General features: G+C 41.5%; 20 protein-coding genes. 4 read left to right on the forward strand and 16 right to left on the reverse strand.

What is annotated here, in order from left to right; translation table 11 throughout:
- The first annotated feature begins 75 nt into the window (after positions 1–75).
- Positions 76–1269, forward strand: a complete 1194-nt coding sequence (locus EL17_RS11250) for a PQQ-dependent sugar dehydrogenase (protein WP_035073956.1) — start codon at positions 76–78, stop codon at positions 1267–1269.
- Between the two features lie 184 nt (positions 1270–1453).
- On the forward strand, positions 1454–2104 hold the full coding sequence (locus tag EL17_RS11255) for a hypothetical protein (RefSeq protein WP_164675062.1): 651 nt from the start codon (positions 1454–1456) through the stop codon (positions 2102–2104).
- A gap of 107 nt (positions 2105–2211) precedes the next feature.
- Here the strand turns inward: EL17_RS11255 and EL17_RS11260 are convergent, their stop codons facing one another.
- The gene (locus EL17_RS11260; RefSeq protein WP_035073960.1) at positions 2212–3528 is read right to left on the reverse strand and encodes an ABC1 kinase family protein; all 1317 of its coding nucleotides are present in this window, start codon (positions 3526–3528) and stop codon (positions 2212–2214) included.
- A gap of 7 nt (positions 3529–3535) precedes the next feature.
- On the reverse strand, positions 3536–4201 hold the full coding sequence (locus tag EL17_RS11265) for a TetR family transcriptional regulator C-terminal domain-containing protein (protein WP_035073962.1): 666 nt from the start codon (positions 4199–4201) through the stop codon (positions 3536–3538).
- 187 nt (positions 4202–4388) lie between these two features.
- Between EL17_RS11265 and EL17_RS11270 the strand changes: the two genes are divergently transcribed.
- The gene (locus tag EL17_RS11270; protein WP_035073964.1) at positions 4389–5738 is read left to right on the forward strand and encodes a S41 family peptidase; all 1350 of its coding nucleotides are present in this window, start codon (positions 4389–4391) and stop codon (positions 5736–5738) included.
- 48 nt (positions 5739–5786) lie between these two features.
- Here the strand turns inward: EL17_RS11270 and hisIE are convergent, their stop codons facing one another.
- The 13 genes from hisIE to EL17_RS11335 form a co-directional block, all read right to left on the reverse strand.
- Positions 5787–6383: a bifunctional phosphoribosyl-AMP cyclohydrolase/phosphoribosyl-ATP diphosphatase HisIE gene (hisIE, locus tag EL17_RS11275; RefSeq protein WP_394332162.1), complete on the reverse strand. Its 597-nt coding sequence runs from the start codon at positions 6381–6383 to the stop codon at positions 5787–5789.
- Positions 6384–6404: 21 nt separating this feature from the next.
- Positions 6405–7163 (reverse strand): imidazole glycerol phosphate synthase subunit HisF, encoded by a 759-nt coding sequence (gene hisF, locus EL17_RS11280; RefSeq protein WP_035073968.1) that lies wholly within the window; start codon positions 7161–7163, stop codon positions 6405–6407.
- Positions 7164–7169: 6 nt separating this feature from the next.
- On the reverse strand, positions 7170–7889 hold the full coding sequence (gene hisA / locus EL17_RS11285) for a 1-(5-phosphoribosyl)-5-[(5-phosphoribosylamino)methylideneamino]imidazole-4-carboxamide isomerase (protein ID WP_035073970.1): 720 nt from the start codon (positions 7887–7889) through the stop codon (positions 7170–7172).
- 1 nt (position 7890) lies between these two features.
- Positions 7891–8475 carry an imidazole glycerol phosphate synthase subunit HisH gene (gene hisH / locus EL17_RS11290; protein ID WP_035073972.1) on the reverse strand — a complete coding sequence of 195 codons (585 nt, stop codon included), beginning with the start codon at positions 8473–8475 and terminating at the stop codon, positions 7891–7893.
- 61 nt (positions 8476–8536) lie between these two features.
- Positions 8537–9331 carry a phenylalanine 4-monooxygenase gene (locus EL17_RS11295; RefSeq protein WP_035073974.1) on the reverse strand — a complete coding sequence of 265 codons (795 nt, stop codon included), beginning with the start codon at positions 9329–9331 and terminating at the stop codon, positions 8537–8539.
- A gap of 220 nt (positions 9332–9551) precedes the next feature.
- The gene (aroF, locus tag EL17_RS11300; protein WP_035073976.1) at positions 9552–10568 is read right to left on the reverse strand and encodes a 3-deoxy-7-phosphoheptulonate synthase; all 1017 of its coding nucleotides are present in this window, start codon (positions 10566–10568) and stop codon (positions 9552–9554) included.
- Positions 10552–11346, reverse strand: a complete 795-nt coding sequence (gene trpA / locus EL17_RS11305) for a tryptophan synthase subunit alpha (RefSeq protein WP_035073978.1) — start codon at positions 11344–11346, stop codon at positions 10552–10554. Before trpA ends, aroF begins: the two co-directional genes overlap by 17 nt.
- 41 nt (positions 11347–11387) lie before the next feature.
- On the reverse strand, positions 11388–12566 hold the full coding sequence (gene trpB, locus EL17_RS11310) for a tryptophan synthase subunit beta (RefSeq protein WP_035073979.1): 1179 nt from the start codon (positions 12564–12566) through the stop codon (positions 11388–11390).
- Positions 12550–13218, reverse strand: coding sequence for a phosphoribosylanthranilate isomerase (locus EL17_RS11315; protein WP_035073980.1), 669 nt, complete (start codon positions 13216–13218; stop codon positions 12550–12552). The genes trpB and EL17_RS11315 overlap by 17 nt, the downstream gene beginning before the upstream one ends.
- Positions 13218–14030: an indole-3-glycerol phosphate synthase TrpC gene (gene trpC, locus EL17_RS11320; RefSeq protein WP_035073981.1), complete on the reverse strand. Its 813-nt coding sequence runs from the start codon at positions 14028–14030 to the stop codon at positions 13218–13220. The genes EL17_RS11315 and trpC overlap by 1 nt, the downstream gene beginning before the upstream one ends.
- 11 nt (positions 14031–14041) lie before the next feature.
- Complete coding sequence (trpD, locus tag EL17_RS11325) at positions 14042–15052, reverse strand: anthranilate phosphoribosyltransferase (RefSeq protein WP_035073982.1); 1011 nt, start codon at positions 15050–15052, stop codon at positions 14042–14044.
- Positions 15053–15098: 46 nt separating this feature from the next.
- Positions 15099–15665 carry an anthranilate synthase component II gene (locus EL17_RS11330; protein ID WP_035073983.1) on the reverse strand — a complete coding sequence of 189 codons (567 nt, stop codon included), beginning with the start codon at positions 15663–15665 and terminating at the stop codon, positions 15099–15101.
- Between the two features lie 12 nt (positions 15666–15677).
- Positions 15678–17078 carry an anthranilate synthase component I family protein gene (locus EL17_RS11335; RefSeq protein WP_035073984.1) on the reverse strand — a complete coding sequence of 467 codons (1401 nt, stop codon included), beginning with the start codon at positions 17076–17078 and terminating at the stop codon, positions 15678–15680.
- Between the two features lie 457 nt (positions 17079–17535).
- Here EL17_RS11335 and EL17_RS11340 point away from each other — a divergent pair, with 457 nt between their 5' ends.
- Positions 17536–17766: a hypothetical protein gene (locus EL17_RS11340; RefSeq protein WP_035073985.1), complete on the forward strand. Its 231-nt coding sequence runs from the start codon at positions 17536–17538 to the stop codon at positions 17764–17766.
- A 2-nt stretch (positions 17767–17768) separates the two neighbouring features.
- Here the strand turns inward: EL17_RS11340 and EL17_RS11345 are convergent, their stop codons facing one another.
- Positions 17769–18059 carry a hypothetical protein gene (locus EL17_RS11345; RefSeq protein WP_035073986.1) on the reverse strand — a complete coding sequence of 97 codons (291 nt, stop codon included), beginning with the start codon at positions 18057–18059 and terminating at the stop codon, positions 17769–17771.
- Between the last annotated feature and the right edge of the window lie 97 nt (positions 18060–18156).

Raw genomic sequence — 18156 nt, forward strand, 5'->3', positions numbered from 1 at the left:
TAAGTATTTAACAAAATTCTTAACTTGTAATCGAAAAAATAAAAAAACGCAATTATATTCTAAATCATATACTAAATGATGAAATCAAAAATATTTTTGGCTGCGCTGTCCCTATCTGTCACCATTTCCTCCTGCAATTCAAGGGAAACAGACCAGGGGGCTACCGTAAAAGCAGTGGAAAGTGAAAACAGAACGGATATCAGTCAGGCTACAGCCGAAGTTCAATTAGATAAGATCAAATTGCCTGAAAACTTTCAGATCGAAGTATGGGCGGCTGATGTTCCCAATGCCAGGTCACTGGCCATGAGTGATAACGGGATCATTTTCGTGGGTAACAGGCAAGGTGACAAAGTATTTGCCCTACTGGATAGCAACGGTGACGGCAAAGCAGATTTCCGCTACACACTGGCCGAAGGCTTGTTTATGCCAAATGGTGTAGCTTATAAGAATGGAGATCTATATGTGGCGGAAGTAAACCGCATATTGAGGTTTAGGGATATAGAAAACCACCTAGACCAACCCAGTTATGAAGTAATATATGACCAGTATCCCAGCAAAGAACACCACGGCTGGAAATTTATAGCATTTGGGCCGGATGGCAAATTATACGTACCAGTGGGGGCTCCCTGTAATATATGTGAATCTGAGGAAGATATTTTTGCTAGCATTACCCGTATAGATGTGGATGCTGAAAATATCCAACCCGAAATATTTGCTCATGGCGTCCGAAATACCGTAGGTTTTGACTGGCATCCGGGTTCTAAGGAACTTTGGTTTACGGACAATAACCGTGATATGATGGGTGATGACATACCGGACTGTGAACTTAACCATGCTCCTCAGAAAGGCATGCATTTCGGATACCCTTACTGGCATGCAGGGGATGTAGAAGATCCTGATTTCGGCCCCAAAGGTAAAGGACAAGGTGCCTATGAAGCACCTAAGGTAAAATTGGGAGCACACGTAGCACCTTTGGGCATGAGGTTTTATACCGGTGATATGTTTCCCGCCGCCTATTCAAACACCATATTCATAGCCAAACACGGATCATGGAACCGAAGCCTTAAAGTAGGCTATAATATTACCACTGTCTCTTTAGAAGGAAATGCTGATGCCAATAGTCATGAAGTATTTGCTGAAGGATGGCTGGATGAGGCTTCTCAGGAAGTGTGGGGAAGACCTGTAGATGTCATGGTACTTCCTGACGGCAGCATGCTGGTGTCAGATGATATGGCCAATTGTATCTACCGGATCAGTTATACCGATTAATCCATAAGAATTATCATGTATTTCAAAGCCTGTTCTATTTTGGAACAGGCTTTGTTGTTTTAAAAAGTAAAAATATAAATTAATCAATAATCTATACATGATATTTGGCTTCAGCCTAGGATCTCCTAGCCGGTGGCACAAGCATGGAAGCTTCCATTTTACCAATTAAAACAATTTTAAAAACATGAAAATATACTATTCGATATTTATTGTCGCATTGATGATCATGGTCTCCTGTAGACCCAGTACAGAAGTTACAGCCGTATGGAACACACCCGAACCTGAAAGATCAAATTACAACAGTATCTTTTTGGCTGCCCTTACGGAAGATTTATCATTAAGGCAAAATTTAGAACAGGAATTTGCCAGCAGGCTCACCAATAGGAATGTAACCACTACCAAAAGTGTCGAAACCTTTCGTCCAGATTTTTATGACGAAAGGTCTCCAGAAAGAAACCGGCTGGAAGAAATCATAAGAGAAACCGCCTGTGAAGGCATTCTTACCATCACACTGATCGATGTAGAACAGGAAGAAAGATTTGTTCCTGGAGGAGCTGCCGGCATGGGGGGTATGTATCAGCCTATGGGAAGATTTGGCTATTACGGCACTTTCCCGGGTTATTTTAACCATTGGCACGGCGCTGCTTTCAACACAGGCTATTACTCCACGGACAGAAGGTATTTTATGGAGACCAACCTATATGATGCACAAACCATGGAACTGGTATGGAGTGCCCAATCCAAAACCTTAAACCCAGCCTCAGATGCAGCTTTTGCCAGAGAATATGTAGATGCTGTAAAAGCCGAACTTAGAGAAAACGGACTTGTCCAGTAATCCATATTATAAATAATCCCCCAAATAAAATGCCCTCATTAAGTGTCAAACTTTATGAGGGCATTTTATATACATACTATAATTTTTCTTCTTGATAAATAAGGCCTTTATTTTAACCAATCGGGCTTGGTTGTTCTGATTTTAGCGCCAAGTTGATTTAACAGGTTATAAATACCGAAATAGGTTCTGTTGATATACAGTCCATGTCTTGATCCCCTAGCCTGTTTGGATTTTTTAAACATCCTGTCATTAGAAATCCTATCCCCCATTGTAAATATTTTATTAAAATAGGCATCCTCCGCAAAATCAAATTCCTCAGCATGAAAAGGCTCCCCTAATAAAGAAATCATTTCCTTAAACACACTTTTGAAATATACCTGTTCTTCTAGGGTATCTTTATTGCTGACAAAGCCCAGATCAAAGAATATCTGGTTCAATTCCTCCTCTTTAATAAGTAGATCTTTTTTGATTAGAGAAAAGTACCCATGATAAAAGTCCTCAGGAATTACTTTGACACAGCCAAAATCTATTATGCCAAGATTGACTCCATCCTGAATGATGAAGTTGCCAGGGTGTGGATCAGCATGCACCTGCTTCAGGTTATGTACCTGATGATGGTAGAAATCCCAGAGAGCCTGCCCTATCTGATTTCGATCTTCTTGGGAGGGGTTGGTTTCCAGCCACTCCTTGATATGCCTGCCCTCCAACCAATCCATAGTAATGATTCGCTCACTGCTCAGTTCGGGATAGTAATTAGGGAATTTAAGATGGGCAATATGGCTACAGGCAGCTGAAATTTCCTTAGACCTGATCACCTCAAGTTCGTAGTCAGTTTCTTCCAGTAGTTTTTCCTCCACTTCATCCATATAGTGATCTAGTTCCTGTTCATTCATATTCAGGAGACGATAGGCAAACGGTCTGACCATTTTCAAATCGGAACTGACACTGTCCGCCACTCCTGGATACTGGATTTTTACGGCAAAATCCTTACCGTCTTTAGTGGCCCTATGCACCTGCCCTATAGAGGCAGCATTTACTGCAGATTTAGTAAAGGTATCAAACATAGCTTCAGGCAATGTACCGAAGTACTTCTGAAATGTCCTTACTACCAATGGATAGGATAATGGCGGAGCGCTATATTGAGCCATTATAAATTTATCCTGGTAGGCCCGGGGAAGAATATTCTTATCCATAGACATCATCTGGGCTACTTTAAGTGCACTTCCCTTTAACTCACTCAGTGATGAATAGATATCCGCGGCATTACTGGTATGCAGATCATCTTTGGTCAGCGAAGGGTTGACCATCTTTTTTGCATAATGTTTTACGTAATTACCACCGACCTTTGCACCGGCACTGATAAACTTAGATGCCCGCTGTACCTTTGAAGTAGGAATGTTTTCTTGTTCTTTAATCTTATCCATGTAGGAATTATTTTGATTGATAGAGAAACTTGGCAAAATCCAACAAGGAATCTACTGCACTTTTCCCCATCAGGTCGAAGGCGAGATTTACAGATTTCTCTACTGCTACATCTGTCTTTTCAAATGATGTAGAGGTATCTTTGAGCCAGTATTGGAAGATAAACATCGTTTCAAGCCAAAGCGCATCTTCGTAACGGTCCGAAATAAAAGCTCTATCGGCGATCTGCTCCGTTTCCTTACCTTCCAGGATAATCTCCGTAGAGAAATCTTTAAATTTTCTTCTGAAACTTTTCAGTTCTTCGGGCATGCTTTTTCTGAATCCTGTATGCCCTTGATAAAGTGCCAAAAGATAACTCCTGTTTTTCTTCAGTTCCTCTATCCAAGTAAAATAAAAAGATAACAGCTTTTCTTTGGCTGAATAGGTCCTATAAACTTCCTGGGCCTCCATCATAGTTATCGTCTGATCAAATAACTGATCCCAGACACCGCTTTTTACACCCTGAAAAGAGGTATAATGATTATAAAATTCCTCCTCTTTAATCTTGATGCTCTGAGCAAACTTGAATACCGAAGATGGCTCTTTGCCATGCTCCAATACATACTGAATATATGCGCTGAGAATCTTGGTCTTTATATCTACTTTATTGCTCTTTTTTATTTCTATATTTTCCATAACCTTTTGATTTTCCCTTCCCTAACAGAAAAGCATACGGAGAAGTTTAAAGAAAGATTAAATATTTATGGCAGTGAATATTTAGAAATTAAATGTTCCTGTATTAGAATATTCAAAAAATAAATTACATTTACCGAACTGGTTTGGAGACATTTATCGTATATATGTACCCATATAATTCTATCATATGAACAAATTATCTTCATTATTAATAAATATAATATCGCTGGTCCTAATAGTTACCGTCCTTTCTTCCTGTAATGAGGAAGTAGAAGATGCACAGACCATCCCCCAAACTGAAGATAAGGTAAAACTTGCCATATTTGAGAGTATGAAGGAATGGTATTTCTGGACTGACCAATTACCGGAGACCATTAACGTAAGTCAATATAGCTCAAATGATGTACTCCTTGATGGCATTATCCATAAGCCCTTGGACAGGTGGTCCTACCTGACCACACAGGATGCTTTTTACAAAGCTTTTACTGGTCAAAATGCCGGTCATGGTTTTGGCTGGGGTCTTGACGAAAATGAACATCTTTATATCCTGTTTGTGTATGATGCTTCTCCTGCAGGAAAAGATGGCTGGAAAAGAGGCTGGAGGGTACTGGAAATAAATAATAAACCTATTTCCCAATATAAAACTGCCAGTGGTTATGATTTTCAGATAGGCCCCAATACACCAGGTTTGACCAATTCTTTTAAATTCAAACTTCCTGACGGCAGTGAAACTGTCAGGACCATAGACAAGCAAGATTATCAGTCAAATTCTGTCCTTTTAAAAACAGTATTTGAATCTGGTAATAAAAAAATTGGATATTGGGTCTATAACAGCTTCCGTGCCTCTCCAAATGCCCAGCCAGCTAACAGCATGAGCTTTGAGGTAGATGAAACATTCAACTATTTTGAATCAAAACAAATCAATGAACTGATCATAGATCTTAGGTATAATGGAGGTGGTTCTATAGCTGTCACCCAACAGATCCTTAATTACCTAGTCCCCTCTGCAGCAAACGGAGGGTTGATGTACACCAATACCCATAATTTAAAAAAGGCCAATCAAAACAATTCCGCTACATTTGCCAAAAAAGGTCAACTGAATCTTCCCAGGCTATTTATCATCACTTCCAGAAGCTCAGCTTCTGCCAGTGAATTGCTGATCAATGTGCTGGAACCCTATATGGAGGTCATATTAATAGGTGCTAACACTTATGGCAAGCCTGTAGGTTCTTTCCCACTTTCTTCCTATAACAGGACACTGCGAGAAAACAATGTGGAACTGGTTCCCATTACCTTTTCTATAGCCAATAGGAATGGCAGGGCAGAATATTTTGATGGATTCCCCGTTCATGTGGCCGCTGCTGATGACCCTTCCAAAAACTGGGGAGATCCTACCGAAAGAAGGTTTAAGGCTGCTATAGATTATATTATAACAGGTGCGCCGATTTCTCACGGCGGCAGAATGCTGACCTACCAGCCCCATTGGGAAATGATAGATGACTTCCGGGGTTTACTGAAAGAGTTCCCGGCCTATTAATAATATATAGCCATTAAAAAAGGTGATCCTGTATTAGGATCACCTTTTTTATTTATGGTGTCTTTGGATCAGCACTTGCATGACTTCATCCAGTTCTATTTCTTTAGCCTCCAAAAGGATGAGGTAATGAAACAGAAGGTCTGCAGCTTCGCCTAAGAAAAGATCTTTATTATCATCTTTAGCTTCTATGACGATTTCTACAGCCTCCTCCCCTACTTTTTGGGCCACTTTATTGATACCGCTGGTAAATAACGAGGAAGTATAGGATTTTGGAGATGGATTGAGCTTTCTTTCTTTTATAATCGATCTAAGATGATCAATAAAAGCCGTTTTAGATTCATTGGACTCTGCAAAGCAGGTATCATCTCCTGTATGGCATACTGGCCCCACCGGTATTACTTTGACCAATAGCGTATCTTGATCACAGTCCAGCTCAATGGACTCCATGTTTAAAAAATTACCAGAAGTCTCACCTTTCACCCATAACCTATTTTTAGTTCTACTGAAAAAGGTGACCTTTCCAGAAGATATGGTCTGGTCCACCGCTTCTTGATTCATGTATCCCAGCATCAGCACTTTATTGGTTGCTGCATCCTGGATGATGGCAGGGACCAGACCGTTTACCTTTTCAAAATTGATATTCATTATTTCTATTTTATATAAATATTACTTCAACCGAACACTTATCCCCTGCTCTCCAAGATAGGCTTTAAGATCGGGGATGCTGATCTCTTTAAAGTGGAAAATACTCGCAGCTAATGCCGCATCCGCTTTTCCTGCTGTAAATGTATCCTTAAAATGCTGCATATTTCCAGCCCCACCTGAAGCAATGATAGGAATCGGAAGCATTGTGGAGAGTTCACTGATGATGTCATTGGCAAAACCGTTTTTAGTCCCATCATGGTCCATAGAGGTCAAAAGTATTTCTCCCGCTCCTCTACGGCTTACCTCTGCTGCCCATTCTTGGGTTTGTAGGATAGTAGGTTTGCGTCCCCCATGCGTGTGGACGAAATCCAGACCGTCAATGTTTTTGGTATCAATGGCCACTACTATGCACTGGCTGCCAAATTCAGCTGCCATCTGATCTATAATATCAGGATTTTTAACTGCCGAGGAATTGATGCTGATTTTATCAGCGCCAGCTATCAGTAGCGCCTTCACATCTTCTACGGTACTGATCCCCCCACCTACCGTAAAGGGAATGTTGATGGCCTTTGCTACTTTTGTAACCAATTCTACCAGCGTTTTTCTTTTGTCTACGGTAGCGGTTATATCCAGAAAAACCAATTCATCAGCACCTTCATCAGAATAGATTTTAGCCAACTCCACTGGATCTCCGGCATCTTTGAGTGCCACGAAATTAATACCTTTTACAGTCCTGCCTTCTTTTATATCTAAGCAGGGTATTATTCTTTTTGTCAGCATGGTAGATTATTTTTGAAAAGAAGCCAGCTCTTCAAGTGTAACTCTGCCTTCATAAAAAGCTTTACCGACTATGGCACCATATACACCTATATTTTCCAGTTTCTCCAGATCCTGATAGTCAGATACACCTCCACTCGCAATAAGTTTGATCTCTGGTATGGCTGCCATTATTTCTTTATACAACTCAATAGATGGCCCCTGAAGCAGTCCGTCTTTGGCCACATCAGTACATATGACATACTGTACCCCCAATTTCATATAGCTGTTGATAAATTCGATGACATCCACTTCAGTATTTTCCTGCCAGCCACTGATGGCTATTTTTCTATCTTTTACATCAGCACCGAGGATAATTTTTTCTGCCCCATATTTATTGATCCAGCTTTCAAACAAAGAAGGTAATTTAACCGCTATGCTGCCACCCGTGATCTGGTGGGCACCTGAACTGAAGGCCAGTTCTATGTCCTCATCCGACTGTACACCACCCCCAAAATCCACCTGTAAAGAGGTGCCCTGAGCTATGCTTTTCAGCACATCCTGATTAATGATATGTTTTTGCTTAGCGCCATCTAGATCTACCAGGTGCAGCCTTCGAATGCCTGCTTCTTCAAAAGTTTTTGCCATTTCCAAAGGCGAATCGCTGTATGTTTTCATCTGGGAATAGTCCCCTTGGGTCAGTCGGACACATTTTCCCCCGATGATATCGATTGCTGGTATGATTTCCATGTTATTTTAAATTTAGAAAATTGCGTAAAATAATTTCTCCTGTCAATCCACTTTTCTCTGGGTGTGCCTGCATGGCATAAAAATTATCCCGGTGAAGTAGTGCACTGAAGTTATCCATATAGTGGGTACTCGCGATGGTAAAGGGAGACAATTCAGCATAGTAACTGTGCACATAATATACAAAAGCCTCTTCATCAAGTCCCTCAAGTAGAGGTGATTTAAGGTTTTCCAGATTATTCCAACCTACATGGGGCACTTTATCTATCGGTGGGAATTTTCTTACTTTAACGGGAAATATCCCGAGGCATGTAGTGTCATTCTCCTCAGAATGCTCACAGAGAAGCTGCTGGCCCAGGCATATTCCGAAAAAAGGCTGTTTCAGCTCTTTGATCAGCTGATCAAGTTTCCTTTCTTTCAGGTACCTCATGGCCGAACTGGCTTCACCCTGTCCCGGAAAGATTACTTTTTCGGCCCCTTTGATTTTCTCCCAATCATCGGTAAGCTCGGCCTCTATACCCAGCCGCTCCAAAGCATATAGAACGGACCTGACATTGCCTGAATTATATTTTATAATCGCTACACGCATCTTTAATAAATAGTATAAAAACCCCCTCTATGAATTTACGGAGGGGTATTTCGCAAGAGAATTATTGTTTGTATTGGTCCACCGGACCTTCTCCGATCATGATATCCAGGATCCTTTCTATCTCTGGCAACGATTCAAAGAGTTGCTCATAGGAATCAATGATAAAGTATTTATCCTGGAATTTATCTTTCCAGTATGATGTCCTCATAATTTTTTCAACATTATATTCAAGGTGCATGGGCTCATCAGAAAGGCTGAATTTGGTCTCTCCAGCAGAACTTAGTATTCCTGCTCCATATATCCGTAATGCACCGTTTTCTCTGATCAGACCAAATTCTATGGTAAACCAATAGATCCTGGACAATAATTGTATGGCCCATTTGTTTTCAATATGTTTGAGTGCTATTCCACTTAATTTTTCTAGAAAGTCCACATAAGGCTGGTTGGTCAATAGTGGCATATGGGCGAAGGCATCATGAAACATATCAGGCTCTTCAAGATAATCCAGCTGTTCCATTTTTCTAAGCCAGGTAGATGAGGGAAACTTTCTGTTATTCAGCAGCCCAAAGAAAAGATCATCATCTATAAGTCCGGGAACTACCTGTATGGCCCAATCAGTGGATCTGGCCAGGACCTGGTTGGCCTGTTCAAAATTTGCTATTCTGTCAGCGGTAAAATTGATCTCTTTAATACCATCCAGGTAAGCAATCGAGGCTGCCTGGGGTAAATTTACAATCTGCCTGTCGTATAGGATTTTCCATACCTGAAAATCTTCAGGGGTATAGGCGGCATAGTCCTGCTGCATGTTTTGGAGTCGGGGGTCCTTAAAGACCCAATCCTGGGTTTTGGTAGTCATATTTACTTGGGTTTATATAAATAATAATCATCTTTAAAGGAGTATCGAAAAATAAAGCCTAATCCATTTATAGGGATTAGGCTTGACATTATATGTATTACAAATAATAGCAGGCACTCATCCCTGTACAGAATGATGATGGTGGCTTATATTTAAGTAAATTTTCTTCTTCATACTGCTAAAGTAAGCATAAGCATCAACTTAAGCAATTTTCCTTATTTTATAAAACAAAGGAATTACGGAGTGCAAAGGTCTGACGTATCTGGTCAGCCAACAAGGCGCTTTGATGGAAATCCAGCGTTTGCTGCCCATCGGAATAGGCCTTTTCTGGTACCTCGTGCGTCTCATAGATCACCCCATCAGCTCCTGACATTACCCCTGCCAGTGCCATATGTGAGACAAACTGCCTAATACCTATTCCATGTGAAGGATCTACCACTACAGGCAGATGCGATTTACTTTTCAATATGGGAATAGCATTTAAATCCAAGGTATTTCTGCTGGCCTTTTCATAGGTCCTGATTCCCCTTTCACAGAGGATCAGCTTTTCGTTTCCTCCTGAAAAAACATATTCGGCAGACTGAAGCAACTCCTCTATGGTACCTGAAATACCTCTTTTGATCATAACTGCTTTGTCTACCCTTCCCAGTTCATCCAGTAGGTTAAAATTCTGAGTATTACGTGCACCTACCTGATAGATGTCCACATAGTCATACATTTCCTCTATCTGAGACACCTGCATTACTTCAGTGACGATTTTGATACCGGCCGCCTTGGCGTGTTGATGCCAAAGTTTCAACCCTTCCAAACCCAATCCCCTGAAAGCATAAGGACTGCTTCGAGGTTTATAAACCCCTCCACGCATGATCTTGATACCGGTAGCTTTTAGATGGTCTATGACTTTGATGATCTGTTCTTCTGTTTCTATAGAACAGGGTCCTGCCATGAGGGCCATATCGCCATCTTTAATATGTATTCCATCCCCGAGATCTATAGATGTAGGTTTTACCTTCCATTTTTTGGATACCAGCTTATAATCATCTGAGACGATATGGATGTCCTGAATGCCTTCTTTATGACCAAATTTCCTGATATCAAAATTTGCCGATCCTATCCCGATAAGATAGGTACCAAGCTGGGTTTGCACTTCTGTAACTTTATAACCGACCTTATTCACTTCGGTAATGATATCCTCCTTTTGCCTATCGGATATATCTGTTTTAACTTGAATGATCATAATTGTATTTTTTCACTTCCTGTATATATGTCTGTATATCCGATTTAAGCTCTTTAGCACTGCTAAGCACCTTAATAAAGGCACTTCCGATGATGGCACCATGAGCATATCCGGAGACTTTTTCAAATGATTCATGATCTGATATACCAAATCCTATCAGTCTGGGATTGTTCAGATCCATGTCTTTCACCCGCTGAAAATACTCCAGTTGCTGATCTGAAATACCCGATTTTGCTCCAGTGATACTGTGAGAGGACACCATATATATAAAACCATCAGAATGCCTGTCTATCTCTCTGATCCTGTTTTCACTTGTCTGAGGCGAAATCAAAAAGGTATTTTTCAATCCATATTGGTCAAATACCTCCTTAAATTCATCCAAGTACTGCTGCATGGGAAGGTCCGGTAGGATCAAACCATCCACGCCCACCTCCTGACACTTGCTGCAAAATGCCTCCATTCCATACTGGATAATAGGATTAAGGTACCCCATCAGCACTACCGGCGTAGATATTTTTTCTCGCATGCCTTCCAACTGTCTGAAAAGAAGCTTTAAAGTCATACCATTCTCCAGGGCCAACTTGTTGCTTTCCTGTATGGTGGGCCCATCTGCTATGGGATCTGAAAAAGGAATGCCGATTTCTATTACATCCCCTCCGGCTGCGGCAATAGCTTCCATAATAGGAAGCGTATCGTCTATCTTAGGATATCCTGCCGTAAAATATATAGAGAGGATCTTCTCTTGTTTTTCTTGAAATAATCTATCTATTCTGTTCATGAAAAATTAAATTTAATGTCAGCTATGGCAAAGAAACCAACTTAATACTTACCCCATTTGATGTAAGTCTCAAGGTCTTTATCACCCCGTCCTGATAGGTTGATGACGATAATGTCATCTGGTTTATATTCAATTTGGTTGAGCGCATATAGGGCATGGGCTGATTCTATAGCGGGAATGATACCTTCCAGTTTGCTCAGTTCTATACCTGCTTCCATGGCATGTTTATCTTCCACACCTACAAACTCGGCCCTTCCGATGTCAAAGAGGTGCGCATGTATGGGACCTATACCAGGATAGTCCAGACCGGCAGAAATGGAATGGGGTTCTACTACCTGTCCATCTTCAGTTTGCATCAATAAGGTTTTGCTTCCGTGAAGTATGCCCATTTTTCCAAGTGCTGTGGTGGCAGCAGATTTTCCACTATGGATGCCCAGACCGGCAGCTTCCACGGCGATTAAGCGTACATCAGGTTCATTGTAATAGTGATAAAAGGCCCCTGCTGCATTACTTCCCCCTCCCACACAGGCGATGACCATATCTGGGTTTTCTCTTCCTTCCTTCTCCTTTAGCTGTATTTTAATCTCTTTACTGATGACAGACTGGAATTTAGCCACCATCTCCGGGTAGGGATCAGGGCCTACCACTGAGCCAATGATATAGTGGGTGTCTACCGGATCGTTGATCCATTGCCTCATCGCTTCATTAGTAGCGTCCTTTAAAGTTTTGCTTCCAGAGGACGCAGGAATCACCTTAGCGCCAAGGATTTTCATTCTTTCTACGTTCGGTCTTTGGCGGGCAATGTCTACTTCCCCCATGTATATGGTGCAGTCCATTCCCATGAGTGCACAGACCGTAGCGGTAGCCACCCCATGTTGACCTGCACCGGTTTCTGCGATGATCCTTTTCTTTCCCAGTTTTTGGGCCAAGAGAATCTGTCCTATGGTATTGTTTACTTTATGGGCACCTGTATGGCAGAGATCCTCCCGTTTCAGGTAGATTTTAGCCTTGTATTTTTCAGAAAGGCGGCTGGCTAGGTAGAGGGGTGTAGGCCGTCCCACATAATCTGTCAGCAGGTTGTCAAACTGGGACTGAAAGGCTTTGTCTTCGATGATAGCAACATAATTTTGTTTCAGCTCCTCTATATTTGGGTGCAGCATTTCAGGAATATAAGCACCTCCAAATTTCCCATAAAATCCTTTATCATCTATTCCTATCATAACTTATCTGATTAGTTGTATTTTCTCTGATTATATTGATAAACTGGGCTACTTTATCGGGATCTTTTATGCCCGGTATGGTCTCAAACCTGGAATTGATATCTATCCCGGCCATCTTTGGATGGCTATTATACATTGAAATCAAACCGGTAGTATGCCCTAAGTCTATGCCCCCACTGAGGATAAACGGTGTATTCAAACTATAGGCTTCCAGGATTTGCCAGTCAAATGTATAGCCCGACCCACCATACTGGGGTGTCTGGGTATCAAAGAGAAAGTAATCAACCCAGGGCTCATATGGTGCCATTTTATTCTCATCAAGTTTATCTGATACCCGAAATACTTTTATGATTTTCAAATCTGTCCGCTCTCTCAATTCCCTGATATAAGATACCGCTTCATCTCCGTGTAACTGCACCCACCCAAAACCGAATATACGCTGCCTATCTATAATCACATCTATATCGGTATTCACAAAAACCCCCACTGTAGCTATAGGCCTATTCACCTCACCTCTTACGGTAAAAGGTATTGATCCGATGTACCGCTGGGATTTCTCATAAAAGATCATACCCAGAAGATCGGGACACTGCGGGGAGAGTAGTTTTTCTACATTGTCAGTATCTTTGAGGCCACAGACTTTTATGAGCATCAGTATACCTTTTGATCTTGGAGCAATTTCTTAAACTGTGTGATGAACTGATAGGCAGCATCATGAGGCCTGCTGGCTTTCATAAAATTCTCCCCTATCAAAAAGCCATCATACCCTGCTGATTTCAGTTGGACCAGGGTTTCAGGGTTGCTCAAGCCGCTTTCGGAGATCTTGGTAAATTCATTTGGTATCTTATCCACCAGGGAAAGGGATGTCTGTACAGAAACATCAAAAGTTTTTAAACTCCTATTGTTTACCCCTATCAGATCCAAATGGCTGTTCAGGTACGGCTGCAGTTCATCCTCATCATGTATTTCCATTAAGACTTCCAAACCCAAAGATTTGGCAAAATCAGCCAGTCCTTTTAGCCGTTTTGGTTCTAAAGCTGCCGCTATCAGGAGGATACAGTCAGCACCTATGGATTTGGCCTCCACGATCTGGTATTCATCTATGATAAAATCCTTTCTTAGGATCGGACAGAAATTATATTTTCTGGCTAAAGTCAGGTCCTCATTCGTACCTCCAAAGAACTCCTTGTCTGTAAGGATAGACAGGGCAGATGCACCCGCCTGCATGTAACCGATACTGGTACCTTCCACATTGGAGCTGACATTGATCATGCCTTTGGATGGAGATTTCCGTTTAAATTCGGCTATGATACCTGACTTCTCCGGGTGGTGTATGTATTTTTTCATAGACACCACTTCGCTTTCAAAAAAGATGCTTTGCTCCAGATATTTTACCGGGATCAAGCTTTTTCTCTCTGCTACTTCCTTATGCTTATGAAGGATTATTTTTTCTAGGATATTCATTTATATACTGTTTAAGCTAAGCTGATGGAAACTTTAGGACTTATCAGGGATTTAAATACCTGAAGGGCTTTGCCTGATACCAGGGCTTCGCGTGCTTTATCAACAGCTTCGGTCAAAGAAAGATTGCTATCCGCTGTCCTCAGGGCTATGGCTGCATTGGCCAATACTACCTCATTCTGCCCATTGGTCCCTTTTCCCCTCAATATATCTTCAAATATTTTTGCTGATTCAGCTATGGTTTTGCCCCCTTCGATATCGGAAGCCGCTAATCTGCCCAGCCCTAGGTGCTCGGGTGCCATTAATTCCTCCCCTTTGTTGGATATCAATTTGAAATCTCCCGTCAGGGATACTTCGTCATATCCATCCAAGGCATGCAGAACACTGAATTGGATATCATTGTTTTGATAAAGATAGCCATATAGCCGGGCCAGTTCCAAACTGAAGACTCCGACCATCTGTTTTTTAGGAAAGCTCGGATTGACCATTGGCCCGAGCATATTGAAGAATGTCTTTACTCCCAGTTCTTTTCTGATAGGGGCTACATTTTTCATGGCCGGATGAAAAAGTGGCGCATGGAGAAAGCAAATACCAGCTTCGTCCATATTTCTGCGAAGGGAGGAAGCATCATCAGAGAAGGTATGACCAAAATAGGCCATCAAATTGGAAGATCCACAGATAGAGCTTACGCCCGTATTTCCGTGTTTGGCCACGTGCTGTCCACAGGCGGCCACTACAAAGGAAGATAGGGTGGAAATATTAAAGGTATCCTTGCCGTCACCGCCGGTACCGCAGAGGTCTATGGCATCATATCCTTCCAAATCCACCGGTACACAAAGCTCCAGCATGGCTTCTCTAAACCCCATCAGCTCATGTACGGTAATGCTCCTCATCAAATACACCGTCAGAAAGGCCGCTATCTGACTCTGATTGTAAACATTGGAAGCTATATTTTTCAAAATGTCCTTCGCCTGATCTTTCTCCAAGGTCCGGTGTTCAAAAAGGTGGTTCAAAATCTCTTTCATTATCAGTGGTTTATGGTGCTATCAAACTTTATTTTAAATCCAAGAGCTATCCGGAAATCCAGTTTTGGATCATATGTTTACCATGTTCTGACAGGATACTCTCTGGGTGGAACTGCAGTCCTTTTACTTTATAAGTTTTATGGCGCACCCCCATGATCTGGCCATCCGGTGTCTTGGCGGTTACTTCCAGTTCGGGTGTGAGGGTACTTTCATCGATTACCCAGCTGTGGTACCTGCCTATTTTAAAGCTAGGTGGCAATCCGCTAAAAATGGAGTCCGGGTTTACCCTCACCTCTGTAGCCACTCCATGGACTACTTCGGACAGGTTAATGATCCTCGCACCATACGCTTCTCCTATGGCCTGATGCCCCAGACAGATACCCAGGATATCTTTGGTTGGGCCATATTTTTTGATCAGGGCAGGCATGATGCCTGCTTCTGAAGGCACACCGGGTCCGGGGGACAATAGTATCTTATCATAAGCCCCGACATCCTCCAGACTTATCTTATCGTTTCTATAGATGTCCATACTTTTGCCAAAGCCCAGTTCTCGTAGCAGGTATACCAGGTTATAGGTAAAAGAATCATAATTATCCAGCACTAGTATTTTCATATCCAAATAAAATTAAACATTTTCGGCCATTTTCAATGCTATTCTCAGCGCTTCCAATTTATTGGTCACTTCCTGCAGCTCGCTTTCTATAGAAGATTTTGCGACCACACCCGCTCCTGCCTGAAACCTGAGCTGGTTATTTTCAGATACAAATGATCTGATAAGGATAGCATGGTTAAAGTCTCCTCTGAAGCCCAGGTATCCAATAGCGCCACCATAAAATTTACGGGATGTGTTTTCCAGTCCATCTATAAGGGTCATGGCCTTATATTTTGGAGCTCCCGAGAGGGTGCCTGCCGGAAAAGTATCCGCTACCAACTGTAGCGGATTGGCTCCTTCTGGGAGTTTTCCTGTCACTTTGGACACTAAATGTATGACATGGGAGTAATATTGGATCTCTTTGAACACCTCCACATTCACTTCTTCCGAAGTCCTGCTCAGGTCATTTCGGGCCAGGTCCACCAGCATGACATGCTCCGAATTCTCTTTTGGATCGTCATATAGCTTTCTGGCCAGCTCTGCATCAGCCAGGTCGTTACCGGTCCGTTTGAAGGTCCCCGCTATAGGAAATATGGTGGCCATATCATTTTTTACCACTATCTGGGCTTCCGGAGAACTGCCGAACACCTTAAAGGAACCATAGTCAAAATAAAAAAGGTATGGAGAAGGATTGATCGACCTCAGAGCACGATATACATTGAATTCATCTCCTTTAAATCCGGTTTTGTACATCCTTGAAAGCACTATCTGAAAAACATCCCCTTTATAACAGTGGTCCCTTCCGGTTTTTAATATTTCCAAAAATTCAGCATCTGTATAATTGGATACCTCGCCCCCTGCCAATGAGAAAGTATATGAAGGTATGTTTCTGCTTTTCAGTAAGGTCTCAATCTGGCCTATGCGGCTTGCTTCCCCATTGACGGAATGTTCAAAAATATAAAGCTCATTTTTAAAATGGTTGACCACAATGACAAACCTGTATACTGCATAATGCATCACAGGAGTACTGGAATCAGTTGGGTTCTGTAAGTGGATATCCTCAAACTGGTTGACCGCATCATACTGGGTATACCCAAAGAGACCATTCGAAATAAACTTAAACGGAAAGTCTTCTGCACCAAAAGCTGCAGAAAAAGACCTGAGCCTATCCATGAGCTTTTCACCCGGTTGAAGTGGTTTTTCCATTTTTTCTTCCATAGGATATTTTTCATATACTTTGCCGTTATGAAAAGTAAAGGAAGCCAGTGGGTCAAAACAAATGTAGGAATAGCTGTTTTCCTGCCCGTGATAGTCTGAGCTTTCAAGCAATATCGGATTGGAATACCTGTCCCTGACCTGCAGGTAAATGCTTACCGGGGTCAAAGTATCGGCCAATAACTTTTTGTATTCGGTATGTAATTTGATCTGATCCATAGTACGTAGGCATTAAAGAAAAGTAAAAAAAAAGGCTTGCCGGAATCCAGCAAGCCTTGAGTGATATATAATAATACTCAAATATTAGGCATAAGTTAGCTGACTCCTTTTTTCCAAAAGTAAGTGATGCCACCACCAATATTGAGTAAGATTTGAAATCATATTTATTTGTATTTGCAACAAATTTAGAAAAGGTTTTATTTTTACAAAAATATTTGCATAAAAATTATCAAAAACTTTGAATATGATATAGGTCATGTAACAAATTACCCGAAGCGGTATGCACATGTCCCGGATGTTTATCCGGCTGGATTTATGGGATAAGCATGGCTATAAAAAAACAATTTAAAAAGAAGCCATCCAGCATGACAAAAACCTTTAAATCAAGACATGACCCCAATAATATCAGAGTATCCTGCCAGATTTCTCCTATTCATAAAAAACAAATAAAAAAAAGATGAAAGATACCATTGCTCAATATTTTAAAAGGGTATTCGATGACTATAAAGTCTTGGTCAAGGTAAACCAAGAAGATTTTACCGGCACTGAACTGATCATCCATCCGGATGGAAAAGTGGAAAAAACAGATTTAGATTTTGATGAGGAAATCTTTGAGGACCTTGCTGAGGATGAATTTACTCCATGCAGCCCATTGGAATTCAATTTACACCTTAAAGGTCTAAGTTAACATCAATTCCCGGAATCTAGCGGATCGTTGTTATGGTGCCAAAGCGGGGCGATTTCGCGTTCCTCAATATGGGTGAGTGCCCTGTCCTCAAAAGTAGCCAATACGTAAAACCTGTCGTCCCGCTGTACCCTATAGACTTTGGTATTTCCTTCCAGTTGGCTGATGACCGCAGCAGGGTTTCTTCTCAGGAACTGGTTTTCAGACATACCGAGCCGAAACTCATTTCTTTGGGTGAAAATAGCACAGGAACTTAAAAGGGCTATCATACTTAAAATTAACAACAGATTTTTCATAATTCGAATTATACAATTATACTGCCATTTTTTTTGGCTTGATTCCTAACCAGTTAAAGTGAGGGGCTACTTATTTTTGTACTTTATTTTGGATGGA

It is taken from the genome of Anditalea andensis, assembly GCF_000714815.1.
Classification (GTDB): domain Bacteria; phylum Bacteroidota; class Bacteroidia; order Cytophagales; family Cyclobacteriaceae; genus Anditalea; species Anditalea andensis.